The 18,565-nt window shown below is 67.6% G+C and carries 16 protein-coding genes, 1 tRNA gene and 1 pseudogene; 7 read left to right on the top strand and 11 right to left on the bottom strand.

Going from position 1 to position 18,565, the window contains the following annotated elements; genetic code table 11:
* Window positions 1-32: 32 nt before the first annotated feature.
* From EGT29_RS20755 to EGT29_RS20765, 3 genes are all read right to left on the bottom strand, one after another.
* Window positions 33-1,214, bottom strand: a complete 1,182-nt coding sequence (locus EGT29_RS20755; RefSeq protein WP_124690755.1) for an ABC transporter substrate-binding protein — start codon at window positions 1,212-1,214, stop codon at window positions 33-35.
* A gap of 218 nt (window positions 1,215-1,432) precedes the next feature.
* A complete protein-coding gene (locus EGT29_RS20760) occupies window positions 1,433-1,792 on the bottom strand; it encodes a protocatechuate 3,4-dioxygenase (RefSeq protein ID WP_124690756.1) in 360 nt (119 codons plus the stop codon).
* Between the two features lie 10 nt (window positions 1,793-1,802).
* Entirely contained in the window at window positions 1,803-2,687 is an 885-nt protein-coding gene (locus tag EGT29_RS20765) for a gallate dioxygenase (RefSeq protein ID WP_124690757.1), read from the bottom strand.
* A 226-nt stretch (window positions 2,688-2,913) separates the two neighbouring features.
* On the opposite strand from EGT29_RS20765, the gene EGT29_RS20770 reads away from it, so the two are divergent.
* Window positions 2,914-3,642 (top strand): GntR family transcriptional regulator, encoded by a 729-nt coding sequence (locus tag EGT29_RS20770; protein ID WP_124690758.1) that lies wholly within the window; start codon window positions 2,914-2,916, stop codon window positions 3,640-3,642.
* A 4-nt stretch (window positions 3,643-3,646) separates the two neighbouring features.
* On the opposite strand, the gene EGT29_RS20775 is transcribed toward EGT29_RS20770, so the two are convergent.
* On the bottom strand, window positions 3,647-4,753 hold the full coding sequence (locus EGT29_RS20775) for an acyltransferase (protein WP_124690759.1): 1,107 nt from the start codon (window positions 4,751-4,753) through the stop codon (window positions 3,647-3,649).
* A gap of 175 nt (window positions 4,754-4,928) precedes the next feature.
* Between EGT29_RS20775 and EGT29_RS20780 the strand changes: the two genes are divergently transcribed.
* The gene (locus tag EGT29_RS20780) at window positions 4,929-5,693 is read left to right on the top strand and encodes an SDR family oxidoreductase (protein ID WP_124690760.1); all 765 of its coding nucleotides are present in this window, start codon (window positions 4,929-4,931) and stop codon (window positions 5,691-5,693) included.
* Window positions 5,694-5,703: 10 nt separating this feature from the next.
* On the opposite strand, the gene EGT29_RS20785 is transcribed toward EGT29_RS20780, so the two are convergent.
* Window positions 5,704-6,522 (bottom strand): EAL domain-containing protein, encoded by an 819-nt coding sequence (locus EGT29_RS20785; protein WP_124690761.1) that lies wholly within the window; start codon window positions 6,520-6,522, stop codon window positions 5,704-5,706.
* A gap of 267 nt (window positions 6,523-6,789) precedes the next feature.
* On the opposite strand from EGT29_RS20785, the gene EGT29_RS20790 reads away from it, so the two are divergent.
* Window positions 6,790-7,497, top strand: coding sequence for a TerC family protein (locus EGT29_RS20790; RefSeq protein WP_124690762.1), 708 nt, complete (start codon window positions 6,790-6,792; stop codon window positions 7,495-7,497).
* A 56-nt stretch (window positions 7,498-7,553) separates the two neighbouring features.
* Here EGT29_RS20790 and EGT29_RS20795 read toward each other — a convergent pair whose 3' ends face one another.
* Together EGT29_RS20795 and EGT29_RS20800 are read right to left on the bottom strand one after the other, a co-directional pair.
* A complete protein-coding gene (locus tag EGT29_RS20795) occupies window positions 7,554-8,465 on the bottom strand; it encodes a bifunctional GNAT family N-acetyltransferase/nucleoside diphosphate kinase regulator (RefSeq protein ID WP_124690763.1) in 912 nt (303 codons plus the stop codon).
* Between the two features lie 181 nt (window positions 8,466-8,646).
* Window positions 8,647-8,722 (bottom strand) — tRNA-Lys (locus EGT29_RS20800).
* Between the two features lie 105 nt (window positions 8,723-8,827).
* Between EGT29_RS20800 and EGT29_RS20805 the strand changes: the two genes are divergently transcribed.
* From EGT29_RS20805 to EGT29_RS20815, 3 genes are all read left to right on the top strand, one after another.
* On the top strand, window positions 8,828-11,113 hold the full coding sequence (locus EGT29_RS20805; protein WP_124690764.1) for a mechanosensitive ion channel domain-containing protein: 2,286 nt from the start codon (window positions 8,828-8,830) through the stop codon (window positions 11,111-11,113).
* Window positions 11,114-11,168: 55 nt separating this feature from the next.
* Window positions 11,169-11,396 carry a hypothetical protein gene (locus EGT29_RS20810; protein WP_124690765.1) on the top strand — a complete coding sequence of 76 codons (228 nt, stop codon included), beginning with the start codon at window positions 11,169-11,171 and terminating at the stop codon, window positions 11,394-11,396.
* 86 nt (window positions 11,397-11,482) lie between these two features.
* Window positions 11,483-11,932, top strand: coding sequence for a PA2169 family four-helix-bundle protein (locus EGT29_RS20815; RefSeq protein WP_124690766.1), 450 nt, complete (start codon window positions 11,483-11,485; stop codon window positions 11,930-11,932).
* A 31-nt stretch (window positions 11,933-11,963) separates the two neighbouring features.
* Here the strand turns inward: EGT29_RS20815 and EGT29_RS20820 are convergent, their stop codons facing one another.
* Window positions 11,964-13,952 carry an ATP-binding protein gene (locus tag EGT29_RS20820; protein ID WP_124690767.1) on the bottom strand — a complete coding sequence of 663 codons (1,989 nt, stop codon included), beginning with the start codon at window positions 13,950-13,952 and terminating at the stop codon, window positions 11,964-11,966.
* A 28-nt stretch (window positions 13,953-13,980) separates the two neighbouring features.
* Entirely contained in the window at window positions 13,981-14,175 is a 195-nt protein-coding gene (locus tag EGT29_RS20825; protein ID WP_124690768.1) for a DUF1328 domain-containing protein, read from the bottom strand.
* 273 nt (window positions 14,176-14,448) lie between these two features.
* Here EGT29_RS20825 and EGT29_RS20830 point away from each other — a divergent pair.
* Window positions 14,449-15,886: pseudogene (locus tag EGT29_RS20830) on the top strand (M20/M25/M40 family metallo-hydrolase).
* On the opposite strand, the gene EGT29_RS20835 reads toward EGT29_RS20830, so the two are convergent.
* Together EGT29_RS20835 and pap are read right to left on the bottom strand one after the other, a co-directional pair.
* A complete protein-coding gene (locus EGT29_RS20835; RefSeq protein WP_124690769.1) occupies window positions 15,883-17,091 on the bottom strand; it encodes an MFS transporter in 1,209 nt (402 codons plus the stop codon). The pseudogene EGT29_RS20830 and the gene EGT29_RS20835 sit on opposite strands and share 4 nt — an antisense overlap.
* Window positions 17,081-18,547: a polyphosphate:AMP phosphotransferase gene (pap, locus tag EGT29_RS20840; protein WP_192901767.1), complete on the bottom strand. Its 1,467-nt coding sequence runs from the start codon at window positions 18,545-18,547 to the stop codon at window positions 17,081-17,083. The genes EGT29_RS20835 and pap overlap by 11 nt, the downstream gene beginning before the upstream one ends.
* Window positions 18,548-18,565: the final 18 nt, after the last annotated feature.

Below are 18,565 nucleotides of genomic sequence, written 5' to 3' on the forward strand. Positions count from 1 at the left end.
GACGCGGCGCCAGGGCCGCGCCCGCGCGGGAATTACTTGTTGATCTCGTGCCAGGGGTCTTTCACGGCGGGATAGGTGTGGAACACCTTGTTGCCGAGCTTGCCGTCGATCTTCTCGACCTTGCGCATGTAGACGTTCTGGACGATCTCGCGGGTACGCGGATCGATGCTGACCGGACCACGCGGACTGTCCCACTTGTAGCCCTTGATCGCGGCCATGGCCTTGTCGCCGTCCTTCACGCCGCCAGTGGCGCGCACCATCTGCTCGATCAGCCGCATGCCGTCGTAGGCCGCCACCGACGCGACGCTGGGCAGTTCGTCCTTGCCGTACTTGGCCTTGTAGGCGGTCACGAACTCCTTGTTCAACGGCGTATCCAGGTAGGGCGAATAGTGCAGCGCCGAGGTCAGGCCGATCGCGGCGTCGCCGATGGGGGCGATATCCTCTTCCTGCGCCTCGTTGGTCACCAGCAGCGTGATGCCGGCCTTGTCCAGCTCGCGTTCCTTGAAGCTGCGGATCATGCCGGCCGACATGGGGCCCACCGGCATGAACATGAACACCGCCTGCGGCTTGAGGTCGCGCACGCGCTGCAGGTAGCTGGAGAAATCGGTGGTGCCCATGGGCACCTTGATCTCGCCCACCACCTTGCCGCCCAGCTTGGCGAAGGTCTGGCCGAAGGCCTCCAGCGCGTCGTGGCCCGGCGCGTAATCGGCCGCCAGCACCACGGCGTTCTTCATGCCCTGGTCATAGGCCCACTGCACCAGCGGGATGCTGACCGTCCATTGCGTGAAACCGGCGCGCACATAGTATTGCGACTTGTCGGTCACGCTGGACGTGCCCGAGTTCAGGATGACGTAGGGCGTCCTGGTCTGGTTGATGACATCGACCGCGCCCAGCACCGTGGGCGTGAAGACGCCGCCGATCAGGTACTGCACCTTGTCGCGCACCACCAGTTCCTGCGACAACTGGCGCGCACGCTGGGGATTGGAACCGGCCTCGTCGCGCGACAGCACCGTGATGGTGTGCTCGCCGAACTTGCCGCCGCGCTGGGCCAGGTACAGGTCGACGCCGCGCTGATACTCCCGGCCCCACCAGGTGTAGGCGCCCGAGAACTGGCTCAGCAGGCCGACCTTGATTTCCGCCGCGGCGGCCGTTCCCGCCGCCGCCACGGCCGCGGCGGCGCACAGCAGCCCCGCCACGCGTTTCCCGATTCGCATAGTCTCTCTCCTTGGCGCGCTGCGCCTATCGTCGGTGGTGTTGCGATGTAATGGTGTAGCTAAGGCACAGTGGATCCGGCTCCGCTGGTCCGCCAGTGCCGCCCCCACGGGACCCGGCGCCGGGCCGCCCCAAGGCGGGTCCCGGCCCCCTCGGGGGGTTGCCGCGTAGCGGCTGGGGGCTCACCATGCTGGGCGCGCGAAGCGCGTACGGGGGTCTTCTACCTAGCGTCCGGGACCAGCCGTGTCTTCATGAATTCCTCGAAACTCTCGCCGCGCATGATGGCGTAGATCTCGAGATTGGTTTTCTTGACGACCCGGCCGAACTTCTCGAGCACGAAGAAGTTGACGCCGTGCTGGATCAAGCCGAGCCAGTCGCGCGCCCGCACCAGGGCTTTTTCCTCTTCCGTCAACCCGGCGGCATCCATCGTGCCCTCCTCGTCGGCGATGAAGCGCGCGCGCCAGTCGGCGCCTATCATGTTCCAGAAAAAGCGATTGATCTTCAGCGTACGGTTGCTGATGCGCAGGTCGAACGCGTAGGTGCCGGGAATCTGCTCGATGCCTTCCAGTTGCGGATTCATCGCGCGCTCCTCAGGCCACGGCCGCGGCGGCCGGGCCGGCCTGCCGGGCGACGGGCTCGCCTTCTTCGTACAGCACCACCGTCATCGCCGTGGTGGTGGCCAGGTAGTAGTTCTGGTGCAGCTTGCGCAGCGGACCGGTGCCCAACGCGCCGCGCATGGACAGCCACATGATCTGCTCCACGCTCTCGGCGCCGCCCAGGCGCACGTAGTCGGCATGCTTCATCCGCAGCAGCGCCTCGGGATCTTCCTCCAGCAGGCGCAGGAACTCCATGTCCCACTCGGTATTGTTGAAGCCGGTGCGTTCGCCATGGACCTGATGCGACAGGCCGCCGGTGCCGACCACCACTACTTTCAGGTCCTCGGGATAGGATTCCACCGCGCGGCGCACGGCCTGCCCCAGGCGATAGCAACGGCGCGCCGTGGGCAGCGGATATTGCAGCACGTTGATCGCGACGGGCACCACGGTGCCCGGCCAGTCGGGCTGGTGCGGCCAGAGCAACGGCAGCGGCGAGGCACAGCCGTGGTCGATGGGCTTGTCCTGGAAGACGGTGATGTCGAACTCGTCGTTCACCAGGGACTCGGCGATGTGGGCCTGGAAATCGACGTTGCCGCGGATGGCGGGCAGGTTGCGCAGGCCCGCGCCCTCGTCGGCGATGGGAAAGCTTGCCCCCACCCCCAGCGCGAACGTGGGATACATGTCGAAGAAAAAGGTCGTGCAGTGGTCGTTGTAGAAGAACACCAGCACGTCGGCCTGCTTCTCGGCCAGCCAGGCAGCCACCGGCTTGTAGCCGTCGAACAGCGGCGCCCAGGCCGGATCGTTCTGCTTGCCCTTGTCATAGGCGACGCCTATGGTCGGCACGTGCGAGCTGCCGATGCCGCCGATGATTCTTGCCATGATGCGTGCTCCGTCTGATAGGAAGGCGGCGCGGCCGCATCGCCATGCGCCACCAGCCCTTTTTTATGCGTAGCGGAGATTATATGGGATCCCAAAATAAAGCAATCAAGGGTTTTTTCGGGTTTAGGCGCCTGCTTGGGATCCAATACGGGATCCCAAACGAGTCTTATACTTGCACCCACCTCGCCAGCCGCGAGGCAACCGCATCATCACTCAGGGAGCACGCATGCAGCAGACCACGACCATGCTGCATATTCGTGAAATGATCCTCCGGGGCGAACTCGCGCCGGGAGAACGGGTACGGGAAGCCGACCTGGCCGAACGGCTGGGCACCTCGCGCACGCCCGTGCGCCAGGCCCTGCCCGCGCTCGCCCAGGAAGGCCTGCTGGTGCCATCCGGCGCCCGTGGCTTCGCGGTACGCGCCTTTTCCGCCCGCGAAAGCACGGAGGCCCTGCACGTGCGCGCCGCGCTGGAGGGGCTGGCGGCGCGCGCGCTGGCCACCAACGGCGCCAGCGCGGAACTGCTGGCCGAACTCAAGGACTGCCTGGCTCAGGGCGACCGCATCTTCACCGAGCGCAAACTATCGGACGACGACGAGATCCGCTATGCGGAAATGAACGCGCGCTTCCATACGCTGATCCTGGAAGGCGCCGACATGCCCCTGCTGGCCAGCCTGGTCAGCCGCTGCAACATCGTGCCGTTCACCGATCCGCTCACGCTGGCGTTCGACACGCAGAGCCGGGACATGATGTTCAACTTCCTGTTCTACGCCCATCGGCAGCACCATGCCATCGTCACCGCCATAGAAAGCGGGCAGGCCGACCGCGCCGAAAACCTGTTCCGCGAGCACGCCTACACCCAGGTCCAGAGCCAGGGCGCGGATTTCGAGAAGGAAGCGGGACTGACCTCGGCCGCCGAAGCCCGGCACCAGCCCCGGGGCCCGAGGCTGGTGTAGGGCCCTAGACCTGGGAGTAGACCGCCAGCGCGCCGCCCACGGCGAAGAGCCCCATGACGGCGCGCCGCACGATCGGGTCCAGCGTGCGGCACTCCACCAGCCGGTGGAAGGCGGCACCGCCGGCGACGCTGACTAGTACCGCCAGCCCCATGCCCAGCGCATTGGCCGAGGCCTGCTCCGGGAAGAAGTGGAACACCAGGGCGCTGACCACCAGGCACAGCGGAAAGTGCACCAGGAACACCGAATAGGAGATGCGCGCGAGCCGGCTCAGGACGCCGGGCACGGCCACCGTCTCCAGCCAGCCCGCCTGGCGGGCCGCGCCCAGCAGCAGCATGATGGCCGCCGCCACGACGATGCGTTCACGGAAATCCGTGACCAGCGCCGCGGCCACCACCCCGGCCATGGCCAGCAGCCACAGGCCGCCCTTGGGTCGGCCGGTCAGCCAGTAGGCGCAGCACCCCAGGCCGTAGTAGGCGAAGAAATACAGCGCGGTCTCGTCCCAATAGGGATTGCGGTTGAAGACGAACAGCGACGCCAGCGTCAGTCCGCCGATCGCGGCGGCGCCCAGCCACCGCCAGGTGGGACGCCGCACGCCGATCCAGCGAGACAGCCCCAGCAGCAGCGCCATGACGCTGAACAGCTGGAAATCGATGCCCACGTACCAGACACCCGCCGACAGCGACTCCTGGCGCAAGAGGCCGTTGCTCAGCAGCACGTGGGCCGCCAGTTGCGGCGCCGTGGGCGTATCCGGGATGGAGTCGTGTTCCATCCAGGCCCGCGCCAGCGCGGCGCAGCCCATGGCCAGCACCAGCGCCGCCATGAAGGGCACGGCCAGCCGGAAATACCGCCGCTTGATCGCGGCCAGGGGCTGCTCCACCCGCGACACGCCCGCCGGGGCGAAGGCACGCGCGGCCAGGAATCCCGACACCACGAAGAACGCCATGACGGCCATCCTGCCGTAGTGCATCAGCGCATCCAGCACGCGCGGCATGAGCGGGTGGGCGATCTCGGACATGGGGCCGTAGAAGGCCAGGTGATGAAGCACGATGGCCAGGCAGGCGACGGCCTTGATCGCATCGATCAGCGGCATGCGGGAGGAAGGGGCGGACATGGCCTATGGGAGTGGCGAACCGGCGTTCGACGCGACGCCTGTGTTCCGGGGTGGCGCGTATCTTAGCGCCGGGCGCCGCACCCGGCGCGGGGAAACGGCTTTTTTACAACACCCTTCGGCACGGGCGGCACGCCGCTTGCGTCGGCGCCAGTCCGCCTACGACCAGGGAGCCGACATGAAACTCCAGGACAAGATCGCTTGGGTGACCGGCGCGGACAGCGGCATCGGCCAGGCGGTGGCCGCGACGTTCGCCCGCGAAGGTGCCGATGTGCTGGTTCACTATCACCGGGATGAAGCAGGAGCCAACGCCACGGCCTCGCAGGTGCGGGCAGCCGGGCGGCGCGCCGAGGTCTTGCAGGCGGACTTCTCCGACTCCGCGCGCGCGCAGGCGTTCTTCGAACAGGCCCACGCAAGGATGGGAGGCCTGCACGTGCTGGTGAATAACGCCGGCGCGGGCGCCACGCGCCAGGATTCGCTGGAGATCCCGCCCGACGAATTCTCGTGGATGCTGAACATCAATCTCGTATCGCCCTGGCTGCTGTGCCAGGCGGCCGCCCGCCGCATGGTGTCCACCGGCGGCGTCATCATAAATATTACGTCGGTACATGAAGAAATTTCCCTGCCCGGCAGCGCGGCCTACGACGCGTCCAAGGCGGGATTGCGATCGGTCACGCGGACACTGGCGCTCGAGCTGGCCTCGCGCGGCATACGCATCAACAATGTCGCGCCGGGCATGATCGCCACACCCATGACGCAGGACCGCCTGAAAGATCCCGCGCAGGCACGCGAGTCGGCCTCGCAGATCCCGCAGGGGCGGCCGGGCCAGCCGCAGGAAGTGGCCAACGTGGTGCTGTTCCTGGCCTCGGACGAGGCCAGCTACGTGACGGGCAGCAGCTACTTCGTCGACGGCGGCCTGATGCGCAACCTGGGCGGCACCTGATCCCCGGCGGCTAGCGCCAGGCCGCGAGATCCGCCGCCTCCAGCGGCTTGGCGAACAGATAGCCCTGCCCCAGCGCCACGCCGCGATCGCGCAGATAGGCGGCCTGCGCCTCGGTCTCGATGCCCTCGGACACCACCGCGAGGTTCAACCGCCGGGCCAGGTCGATGAGGGTGTCCAGCACCACGGCGCGGATCGAACCGGTCCCGATGCCGCGTATGTACGAACGGTCGATCTTGAGATGATCGACAGGAAACCGGTCCAGACAGGCCAGGGAATTGTGGCCGGTACCGAAATCGTCCAGCGACCATAGGGCGCCCAGTGCACGCGCCTGCGCCATGTTGTGCCGGACCAGCGGACTGTCGGGCAGGCATTCGCGCTCGGTCAGTTCGAGTACGACCACGGGCCGGTCGGGACCAAGCCGGCCCATGAAACGGCGGATGTCCTCGGCGAACGCCTGCGTAGCCAGGTACGAACCGCTGATGTTGACGGCCAGGCGATGCTGGGCCCCCAGCCCCAGGCTGACGGCGTCGCGGGCAACCAGGTCGAGGATGTGGCGAGTCAGTTCGGCCATCAGGCCGCGGCTCTCCGCCACCGGAATGAACCGATCGGGCGGCACGCCGCCCCGGCCCGGCCGGTGCCAGCGCACGAGCGCCTCGACCCCACTGAACGCCAGGGTGTCGAGCGCGACGATGGGCTGGTACACCATGCGGAATTCGCGCCGGCGGATGGCGCGCTGGATCGCACGGGCAGACAGGAACCTGCGCGCGCAGTGGCCCCAGAACAGCACGGCACTACAAAGGAAACGCGGTACGCGGGGCCTGATGGACATCGACCACCCCAATATTGATCATGGCGGCCAGTTTCCATCCACCAATCGGTCAGGACAAGTCACATCCCATCCGATAAACAGATATCTATTTTTCAGCGGAAACATACGGTCCCGCCGTTCCGGGAAGGCGAGTGACCCTTTTAATAGTGCCATTATTAGAATGTTTAAAACATTCTAGGAATAGAATGTTTCGCGGCTCATCCTTATGCGTACGGCTCTTGCGCCGGTATCGATGCGGCCTTCCTTGTTCTTTCCGGGGGCAAGCTCATGTTCGAACTCATCGAGACGCTTCATTGGGGCGCCGTCTTCCAGATCATCCTGATCGACATCCTGCTGGGCGGCGACAATGCCATCGTCATCGCCCTGGCCTGCCGCAACCTGCCGCCCCGGCAACGGATCAAAGGCATCCTGTGGGGCACCGCGGGCGCCATCCTGCTGCGCGTCCTGCTGATCGCCTTCGCGCTGGCGCTGCTGAGCATGCCCTTCCTGAAGATCGTGGGCTGTGCGCTGTTGATCTGGATAGGCATCAAGCTGCTGGCCCAGGACAAGGACGCGCACGGCGACATCGACGGCGGCACGTCCGTCTTCGGCGCCATCCGGACCATCATCATCGCCGACTTCGCCATGAGCCTGGACAACGTCATCGCCATCGCCGGCGCGGCCGAGAGCGCCCATCTCGGACACCAGCTGTACTACGTGATCTTCGGCCTGTGCGTCAGCGTGCCCATCATCGTCTGGGGCAGCACGCTGGTCCTGAAGCTGATAGACCGCTTCCCCGTGATCGTCACGCTGGGCGCGGGCATGCTGGGATGGATCGCCGGCGGCATGCTGATCAGCGACACCTTCGTCGTCGAACACCTGGGCGAACCCGGCCCCATGGTCGAACTGGCGGTGGAGATCGTGGCCGCGCTATCCGTCATCGCCGTGGGCAAGTGGCTGGTCATGCACCGGCGGCACCAGCCGTCCATCGGCTAGGCGGCGGGGACGGCACATATCGAAGATGCAAACCGCGCAGGCGCAAGCGTGCGACGCTACAGGTGGAAATCGCCGGCGGCTTCCGGCTGGTAAAGCACTTTCTCGATGCAGATACGGCGGGTCCGGTCCGAAATCCGCCAGTCGATGGCATCGCCCTCCTGGTAGCCCAGGATCGCGGCGCCGACGTCGGAGCACACCGACAGTTTCCCGGCGCTGCCGTCCGCGTCCTCGGGGTAGACCAGGGCGACTTCCACTTCCTCGTCGTCCAGGTGCAGCAAGGCCCTGGAGTTCATCGTGACGACATTGCGCGCCACTTGCCGCGAATCGACGACGATGGCTCGTTCGATCTCGTGCTCGAGGTCGACGACAGCCGGCCCCTGTTCGAACCCGACCAGGCTGCTGAGCCGGGCCTTGTCGATTTCGGTGATGTAGATGTCGGTGGAGTCGCCCACGGCGTTTTCGCGCAGCAGCCGGAGATAGCGCTCGAATGTCATGGAAAATGACTTCAGCGTGGGCGTTTCGCTTTCAAGCAGGAAGCCGCAGCGCAGGAAGGCTTTCAACGAGCGCGCGTTGTCCGGGTGGACCTTGGCGATGAGTTTCTCGGCCCGCATGTCGAAGAAGGCGAGCTTCATGCCTTCGAGGATGGCGCTGGCGCCAAGCTTGCGGCCCCAGTTGTCGCGATTGCCGATGACCAGGACGATCTCGCAGTCCGGACCGGTCTTGACGAGACGCACGAACCCCACCGGCACGTCATGCCGGTCGTAGGCCATGAAGAACCGGCCGCCCTGGTTGAACAGATGGGTCAGGATCGGCAACTGAACCCGGCCGATGACCTGTTCGATGAACCGGGAGACGTGGCGCGAATCGCTCAGGTAGCGGATGACGCGCTCATCTTCCAACCAATCCATCAGCGTCAGCGCGTCTGCCCGAGTGATCTCTGGACACAGCGAAATGAAAGGCTTGTTCATATCTTCACCACATGTGGTTGCAAGAATGAAAGCCCTTCATGGCCACGGCCATGACGGTTCTTTCGAGGGTCCTTCGACGGCGTTGCTCATTCCAGAAGCTACGAGCCATGCCTGACAGGCGTTGCCGCAAAAGAAAAAACGCCCTAGGCCGCATAGCGGCTAAGGCGTTGATTTCGAATTCTGGTGGGCTGTGAGTGGCTCGAACACTCGACCTACGGATTAAGAGTCCGCTGCTCTACCAACTGAGCTAACAGCCCTGCAAAGAAGAAAGATTATAGCGGTTTTTTTGATTGCCCCGCAACTCCCCCCAGACATCCCGCACCGCTGGGTAGAATCGCCCTATCCCCCTTCCGACCGATCCCATGCAGACACGACGCCCACGCCCCTGGACCGCCCTCGCCCTGCTGTGCCTGGCCCTCTGGATGTCGCGGCCAGCCGGCGCCGCCGCCCCCGCGCCCGCCGCCGTGACGCCCGCCCAGGCGCGCCAGGTCCTGGACCTGCTGCGCGACGATGCCCGGCGGGCGGAACTGGAACAGACGCTGGGCGTCATCGCCGAAGCGACGCAGCAACAGGCGGCCGCACCCTCCGCGCCCGAAGTCCCCGCCGCGCTGGAGAAGGACGGACTGGTCGCCCAGGCCTTCACGCAGGCGGGCAGCTGGGTGCACTCGGCGCTGGACGAGCTGCGGCTGACGGGCGCGACGCTGTTGTCGCTGCGTTCCGCGGGCGCCTGGTGGCAGTACTACCTCGGCACGCCCGAGGCCCGCGCGGCCACCTTCCAGGGCCTGGGCACCATCCTGCTGATCCTGGCCGCGGCCCTGGGCGTGGAAGCCGGGATCGGGCGGCTGCTGCGCCGGCCGCGCGCGATGCTGATGGCCTACGCGGAACGCCGGCACATTCCGGACACGGTCCCGCCCTCCGCGCCGGACGCCGACACGGAAACGCCCGCCGAGCCCGACCAGCACCTGCGCATCGTGCGCCGGCTGCCCGCCGCGCTGGCGCATGCCATCCTGACCCTGGTGCCGCTGGCCGGCTTCCTGGTCGTGGCGACGGTATTGATGACGCTGTTCGGCGCGCCGACCGCCGATTTCTATCCGTTCATCCTGCCGCTGATCGCCGCCTATCTCGCCATGCGCCTGACGATGGCCGCGCTGCGTCTCCTGACCTCGCCGTCGGCCGCCTGCCTGCGCCTGTCGCGGCTGGGCGACGAAGCGGCGCGCTACCTGGACACGTGGCTGCGGCGCGTGGTGGCGGTCGGCGCCTTCGGCGTGGCCGCGACCGAGATCGCCTATCTGCTGGGGGCCGGCGACGACGCGCGCAACGTGCTGTCCAAGCTGGTGGGCCTGGCCGTGCACGTGATGCTGATCATCATGGTGGTCCAGCGGCGGCGCCAGGTCTCGCGCTGGATACGCGGGCCGGAACGCGAGGGACTGCGAGTGGTGCTGGCCAATGTCTGGGCACCCACGGCCATCGCGGTGATCGCCGGCCTGTGGGCGGTATGGGCGCTGGGCACGGCCAGCGGACTGTCGCAGCTGCTGCACTACGTCTGGGGCACGGCGCTGGTCATGCTGGCGGCCACCGTGCTCAGCATGATCCTGCTCGGGGCGCTGGACCGCGCTTTCTACAGCGACGCGCCCGCGGGGGGCGACGGCCAGCCGGGCCGGCGGCCCTACCAGACGCTGGCGCAGCGCGTGGTGATGATCCTGGTATTCGTCGCCACGGCGATCGCGCTGCTGGAGGTCTGGGGCGTGCGCGCGCTGGACTGGTTCGAGACCGGCACGGTGGGCCGCAGGCTGGTCTCGGCCACGGCCACCATCGCGGTGTCGTGCATCCTGGCGCTGGTCGCCTGGGAAGCCGCCAACCTGTCGATCAACCGGCGCATGGAGCGCTGGACCCGGGCCGGCGACCTCGCCCGCGCGACGCGGCTGCGCACGCTGGTCCCCATCCTGCGCACGACGCTGTTCATCGTGATCGCGCTGATCGTGCTGTTCACCGCGCTCAACGAGCTGGGCATCAACATCGCGCCGCTGCTGGCCGGCGCCAGCATCATCGGCGTGGCCATCGGCTTCGGCTCGCAGAAGCTGGTGCAGGATTTCATCACCGGCATCTTCCTGCTGATGGAGAACGCGATGCAGGTGGGCGACTCGGTCACGCTGGCCGGCGTGTCGGGCACGGTCGAGTATCTGTCCATACGGACGGTCCGGCTGCGCGCGGGCGACGGCTCGCTGCACGTGGTCCCGTTCAGCGCCGTGGGCACGGTCTCGAACAGCAACCGCGGCATCGGCAACGCCTCGGTGCGGGTCAGCGTAAGCGCCGATTCGGACCTGGACGAGGTCATGGCCGCGATCCGCAACGTGGGCGAGGAAATGCGCAACGATCCCAACCTGGGTCCGCTGATGCTGGCCGACCTGGACCTGTGGGGCGTGGATCAGGTGGACGGCGCCTCGGTCACGCTGGCGGGGCAGATCCGCACGCTGGATCGCGGCAAGGCCGCGGTGCAGCGCGGATTCAACCAGCGCATCTATCGCCGTTTCAAGCAGTTGGGGATAAAGTTTGCCAATCCGCAGGCCAGCTTCGTCCGCCGCCTGGATGGCGACGGACCCCAGGTTTCGGTGCCGCCACCGTCGGCGGGCGGCGCCGCCGGGGCGTAAGGCCCGGGCATGACTCTTGCCGACTCGACCACGCGACAATTTGCGGGAGCATGGCATGAAGACTGAACCCAAGAACCGTTCGGAGAAGGATCCGAAGGACAAGGCCAAGCAGTCCGACGAAGGGCTGCCGACCTACCAGGAACTGCTGGACGATTCGCTGGAGGATACCTTCCCGGCCAGCGATCCGATCTCGCCCGGGGCCGCCGCCCATGCCGAGAAGGAAGTCCGTACCGACAAGGACGACAAGGACTGGAAGCTCAAGCCCAGCCATCCCAAGAAATAGCCATCGTCAGGCGGGCCCGTTTCCTGCTGAAGTCCCGGACCGGGCCCGATGCGGCCCGGTTCATTCGGACTACCCAGGAGACGAAGATGGCCCGAGATGTGACGACAGTACTGAACGACTTGGTCGAGACCTGCAAGGACGGCGAGTACGGCTTTCGGCAAGCTGCCCAGGACGCCCACGATCCCGAGTTGAAGACGCTTTTCTCCCGGCGCGCGAGCGACTGCTCGACGGCCGCGGCCCAGTTGCAGGAGCAGGTATCGGCACTGGGCGACGAGCCGGAAGAAGGCGGCACCGCGGCCGGCGCGCTGCACCGTGGCTGGCTGGGATTGAAATCGGCGGTGGCGGGAAGAACGGATCTCGCCATCCTGGAGGAGTGCGAACGCGGCGAGGACGTCGCCAAGGGCCGCTACCAGGCTGCCCTGCGCGAGGAACTTCCGCCTCAGCTCCTGGCACTCATCCAGTTGCAATATGAAGGCGTCGTGCGCAACCACGATCAGGTGAAGGAACTGCGCGACCGGATGCGCGCGCACGCCTGACCGGAAAGGCGGCCTGCGGGCCGCCTTTTCGCTAGCGTCGCTCCAGAGAGGCGGCCCGCGCCAGATTCTGGATCAATCCCACCAATTGCGGAAACTCCACCGGCTTGGCCAGGTAGACCTGGAAGCCGGCGGCCAGCGCGCCGATACGATCCTCGCACCGGCTGGCCGAGGTCAGCGCGACCGCGGGAGTAGGCGAAGGAAAACGGTCCGGCTCGCCGCGTTCGAGTTCGCGGATGCGGGCCAGCGTGTCGCTGCCATCCATGCCGGGCAGGGTCATGTCGCTGACGATGACATGGGGAAGCTCCCCCGGGCCGGTTCGGCGCAGATGCTCCAGGGCCGATGCGCTGGAGTCGCACGCCACCACCGCGCCCCCTGCCTGTTGCAAGGAATCGGCCAGCGCGGCTCGCGCCTCGGCGTGCCCCTCGACCAGCAGGATGCGTATGTCACGCAGCATGCCGGCGGACACGCCGGCCGCTTCGGGTCGCACGGCCGGCACGGGCGCCTCGCCATCGCCGGCCAGCGGCAGGTAGATCGAGAAAACCGCGCCTTGCCCCTCGCCTCCGCTCTGGGCGGCCACCCTGCCGCCCTGCAATTCGGCCAGGTGCCGCACCAGCGTCAATCCCAGGCCCAGGCCGTCCGGGCGGCGAGCGCGAAAAGCGTCGAGCTGGCGGAAAGGATCGAACAGATAAGGCATGACGTCGGCCGCGATGCCCTTGCCGGTATCGCCGACGGCGATGCGCACCTCGTCCTGCGTCGCTTCGACCCGCACCGCGACCTGGCCGTCGGGCTGGCTGAACTTGATGGCGTTGCCCAGCAGGTGCCCGACCATCTGCTCGATGCGCTCGGCGCTGCCCCAGACCCGGATCTCGCCCGGCGGCAGTTCGGCACGCAGGCTCACGTTGCGTTCGGCCGCCTTCGGGGCGGCGCGGGCGATCGCGCGTTCGACGATGGGCCCCAGCGCCTCCATCGCCATCGAAAGCTGAAGCCGTCCCGTCATGGCATGCGTGGCGTCGAGCAGTTCGTCGATCAGTCCGACCTGCTGCTGCACGCCGGTCCTGATGCCCGCCAGCGCGCGCGCGATCGTGGGCACGCCGGCATCGACCCGGCTCTCCAGCACGTGAGCCCAGCTCTGGATGCCGTTGAGCGGAGACCTCAATTCGTGGGAGACCATGGATAGAAACTGGTCGCGTATCCCGATCGCGGTTTCCGCCTGGGTCCGGGCCGCCTGTTCGCGCAGGAGCAGCGTGTCCTGCTCTACCTGGACGCGCACCCAGGCGCTGGTGTCGAAAGTGGAAGCCACCGCGCGCCGGCCGTCACCATCGGCCACGACGCGAGCGCGGAAGTGGCGCGTGGAGGAGCCGGTATCGATGCGGTAGTCGAAGGTCTGCGGCACCCCCGTGGCCAGCGCGTCGGCCACCGCCTGTTCGTATGCCGATGCGATATAGGGCGCCACGCCCAACTGCCGCGCGGTCTTGCCGGCGAAGACGGCGGGCTCGATGCCGAACAGCTCGCCGGCCGCGCGGTTCGCGTACACGTAGCGCAAGGAGGCGTCGTAGGCGACGACGGCATGGGGCAGCAGGTCCAGCAATTGCCGTCCGTCGGGCTCTTCCTGGGCGGACGGGCTAACCGCGGCGAACTCGCGCCACGGCAGGCAGGTACCGCTGAATCCCACGAACTGCTGATTGGCCTCCAGGCTGGGCTGCGCTTGCGTATGCGCATCCACCCACCGTCCGTCGGCAGTGGCCAGTCCGTGCACCACCTCGAAGGGCGCGGCATCGGCGGCTCCTTTGGCGACGGCGGCACGGACCCGGTCGCGCTGGTCGGCGGGCACGCAGGCCAGCCAGCCCCAGCCCAGGGCCGCCTTGGCGGGCTGCCCCGTCAGGCGGGTCCAGGCCGGATTCACATACAGCCACTCCCCTGTCTCCGAGGCTGACCAAAGTACGCCCGGCGCGTGCTCGGCCAATCTGCGATAAGAGGAATCGGGCGGCCCGGCCGCCTGCGAAACGCGTCTTGCAACCATGTTCAACCGCGGAAAAGGAACTGTGGGTTCATCGGGACCATTCCCCCTCGTAGCCCTCTTCCACGTCCTCGGGCGTCCGGATGAAGAAGGTGGCGAGAAAGGCCCCCAGCGAAACCAGGAACAGGACGACGGCGATGTTCGCGGCACTGGCCGCGAAGTCGCTGAATCCCGCGACGGCAACCAGCAAGGGAATCACGAAAAAGATAGTAGCCCAGCGCAACATGGTTCTTCTCCTTGGCTTTCCCGTAAAACTCGTCCCGCTGATGGCGGGTTCTGTCTTGGCGACGCGGTAAGCGTCGTGCCGGAAACAACGAGCACGTTCCGTACCATGCCGGCCTTGCCCGTTGAAAAGCCTGTCGCGCTGGGTAGGCGCAGGGGTGTTTATAAGATTTGCATGGCCTCCCACCCTACCTCAGGTAAGAATTACATGTAAATCTTGCAAGCTGCCTTCCCCGGCTACAAGTTCTACACTGGAGCCTGATCCGGGAGCCCCTTCATGGACCTGTCCGACCTTGCCGCGGTGCTGGCGCGCCGCTATGACGACGAACTGATTCCCCTGTTGGCCGACTACGTGCGCATCCCCGCCAAGTCGCCCATGTTCGATGCCAGTTGGGCCGAGCACGGCCATCTGGCCGCGGTCGTGGAGGCGGCGGCGAAGTGGGCGCGCGCTCAGCCGGTTACCGGACTGCACGTCGAGATCGTCGCCATCCCGGGACGCACCCCCTGCCTGTATTTCGAGGCGCCGGCCACCCAGGGACTGGGCGGGGACCGCACCGTGCTGTTCTACGGCCATCTGGACAAGCAGCCCGAAATGACCGGCTGGCGCCAGGACCTGGGTCCGTGGACGCCGAAGATCGAGGACGGGAAGCTTTATGGACGCGGCAGCGCGGACGACGGCTACGCCATCTACGCCGCCCTGGCCGCGCTGGCCGCGATGGATGCGCAGGACATTCCGCGCCCCCGCTGCGTGGGACTGATCGAGACCTGCGAGGAAAGCGGCAGCTACGACCTGCCCGCCTATCTCGACCTGCTCGCCCCGCGCATCGGCCCGCCCACGCTGGTGGTGGGGCTGGATTCGGGCTGTGGCAACTACGAGCAGTTGTGGGTGACCACCTCGTTGCGCGGGCTGACCGGCGGCGTGCTGACGGTGGAAATCCTGGACGAAGGCGTCCACTCGGGCATGGCCAGCGGCCTGGTGCCGTCCTCGTTCCGGGTCGCGCGCCAGTTGCTCAACCGGATCGACGATCCGGCCACCGGGCGCGTGCTGCTGCCCGAACTCCATGCCGGCATCCCGGATGAGCGCCTGGCCCAGGCCCGCACGGCGGGCGCCATCCTGGGCGACCAGGTGTGGAAGCAATTCCCCTGGGTGGGATGCTCGCACGGCGCCGACGGCCATGCCCACGCCCAGCCCACCACCACCGACCCGGTCGAAGGCATCCTGAACCGCACCTGGCGGCCGGCCCTGTCCGTGACCGGCGCGGCCGGCCTGCCGTCCATCGACGCCGCCGGCAACGTGCTGCGTCCCAAGACCTCGCTCAAGCTCAGCATGCGCCTGCCGCCCACGGTGGACGCCGAACGCGCGACGCATGCGATAAAAGCCGCGCTGGAAAAGGACCCTCCCTACCAGGCCCGGGTCAGGTTCGAGAGCGAGGGCGGCGCCGGTGGCTGGAACGCTCCGCCGACCGCCCCCTGGCTCGCGCGCGCTGGACGCGGCGTCGCAGTCGGCATTCGGGCAAGGCACGGCCTGGATAGGCGAAGGCGGCACCATTCCCTTCATGGGCATGCTGGGCGAGAAATTCCCCGAGGCCCAGTTCCTGATCACCGGCGTGCTGGGCCCCCGGTCCAATGCCCACGGGCCCAACGAGTTCCTGCACATTCCTTACGTGAAGAAGCTGACCGCGGCGGTGGCCCACGTCATCGCGCAGGTTCGCTAGCTCCGCGCGCGCAGCAGCCAGGTGGCGCAGAACAGCGCGGGAATCACCAGCAGCCCGTATGCCCAGGCATAGCCGGGCTGCCCGGCCGGGCCCGCCAGCGACGCCACGTAGCTGAACAAGGGCTGGCCCACCAATACGCCGAAATAGGTGAACAGCAGAGTCCCACCCGTGGCCGCGCCGGCCTGCCCCGCCGGCGCGCGCCGGGCGACCTCGGCCAGGAACACGCCGTTCCAGCCTATGGCCGAAGCGCCGAACACCACCGCGACGGCGGCCACCAGCACCCAGGGCGTGGCGGGCTGCAGCAAGGCGGTGGCGACGCAGCTTGCCGCCATCGTCAGGGCCAGCCCGCCCAGGACCTTGCGCGGCGGCGCCCAGCGGTCGGCCACGATGCCCCACAGGATCCGCCCGGCCACGCCCGCGACCTGCGACAAGGACAGGATCACACCCGCCGCGATCAGCGTCCATCCCAACGACAGGTTCAGGTAGGTCACCAGGTAAGCCGTGATCGCCAGCTGGATGAAGGAGAACAACAGCGAGCACACGGCCATGAGGCGCAGCGCGGGCGTGCGCCAGACCAGTCCGACCGGCCGCGCCAGGTCCTGCCAGCGCCACGGGGCGGCGGGCTCGCCCGGCACGTCCAGGCTGCGGCGCACGCTTTGCGCGACCAGCATGCACAGCAGGCAGGCCACCGCGCAAATGCCCAGTGCCCAGCGCCAGCCCAGCACGTGTTCGATCTGCGGACTGGCCAGCGCGGCCAGGACCCCGCCCAGCGGCACGCCGGTCTGCTTGATCGAGAACACCAGCGACATCCGATGGGCGGGCGTGCTGCGCATCAACAGGTAGGAACTGGAAGGCGTGATGGGGCCGTACCCGGCACCGATGATCAATGCGCCCAAGGCCGCGACCGTGGGGCCGCCGCTGCACAGCAGCCCCGTGCCCAGGCCGCACAGCAGCAGGGCCGCCTGGCTGCAGCGCACCGCTCCCAGGCGGGTGACCAGGGTACCGCCGATCACGCTGGTGAACATCGCCCCCAGGTAGACCAGGGCCATGTAGAAGCCGATGGCGCTGGAAGGCAGGCCGAGTTCGCGCGTGGCCACCGGGGCCACCACCGCCGGCGCGATGGTGGCGGCCGAGGCCAGCGACTGGATCGCCAGCGTGACGGCCAGCACCCACGCGGTGGAAGGCTGGCGTGGATCAGGCTTCATCCATGGCCTTCACGATGTGTTCCAGGACCTTGACCCGCGCGGTGCGCTTGTCGTCGTCGGCCACCACGATCCAGGGCGCGTGCGCGGTGTCGGTGCGCGCGATCATCTCGCGCGCGGCCGACATGTAGTCGTCCCACTTGCGCCGGTTGCGCCAGTCGTCCGGCGTGAGCTTGAAACTCTTGAACGGGGAATCGCGGCGCTCCTTGAAGCGGCGCAGTTGTTCCTCGCGCGAGACCGACAGCCAGAACTTCAGCACCACCGCGCCGCCGCGGCGCAACTGGTCCTCGAAGTCGTTGATCTCGTCGTAGGCGCGCCGCCACGTGGCGGGCGGAATCAGCGACTCGACCCGCTCGACCAGCACCCGGCCATACCAGGAACGGTCGAAGATGCACACACTGCCATGCAGCGGCAGATGCCGCCAGAATCGCCACAGGTAGGGATGGGCCAGTTCGTCGTCGCTGGGCGCGGAGATCGGCACGATATCGAAGTTCCGCACATCCAGCGCATGCGAGACACGCCGGATCGCGCCGCCCTTGCCGGCGGCATCCACACCCTCGAACACCAGCACCAGCGAGCGCTTGCGAAAGCGCTTGGCGCGTACCTGCTCCGACAAGCGCGCCTGCCAGCCGGCCAGTTGCCTTTCATAATCGACCTCGTCCAGCTTGCCCGCGCCCGGCATGGGCTCCAGCACCGCCTTGGACCTGCCGCCGGGGCGCACCCCCTGCAGCGGCGGCCGGCGCGGCGCGCGCGGCAGCGGCTCGCGCATCGCCTGCAACACGGCCGAGGCCGTTTCGACCGCGCGCAGCCGGGCATCGGCGCCCGGCACCACCCGCCACGGCGTATGGGCCGCGTCGGTGGCGCCCAGCACAATCTCGCCGGCCGTGCGCAGCCGGTCGAATTTCTTGCGCACCTTCAGGTCGGCCTCGGACACCCGCCAGGCCGTCGCGGGATCGGCCAGTTGCGCATCGATGCGGGCCACCTGCGCATCGCGCGACAGGTGATACCAGAGCTTGAGCATACGCACCCGCTCGCTGGCCAGCATGGACTCGAAGCGCAGGATCTCGGCCGCCATCGCCTCGATGCGGTCCATGTCAGGCTTTTTGCGCGCGGCCTCCTTGAACAGGGGCGCATACCAGGAGCCGAAGACGATCCCGGTCTGCCCCAGCGCGGGCAGCGCGTTCCAGTAGCGCCACATGGCCGGCCGCTGGGCCTCGTCCACGCTGGGGTCGCCAAAGGCCAGGGTGCGGATGTGGCGCGGGTCCATCCATTCGTTCAGCAGGTTGATCGCGGATCCCTTGCCCGCGCCGTCGACCCCCGCCACCACGATCAGCACGGCGCGGTCGCGCTGCTTCAGAAGCTCGTACTGCTGCTGGAGCAGTTCCGTCCGCAGCACGAGCTCGCGCCGCTCGTACTCCCGCTCGTCCATGGACGGGTCCCGCTCGGCTCGTTCGAACACGAAAAGCTCCCTGGTTCT

This window comes from Pigmentiphaga sp. H8 (assembly GCF_003854895.1).
Lineage (GTDB): Bacteria > Pseudomonadota > Gammaproteobacteria > Burkholderiales > Burkholderiaceae_B > Pigmentiphaga.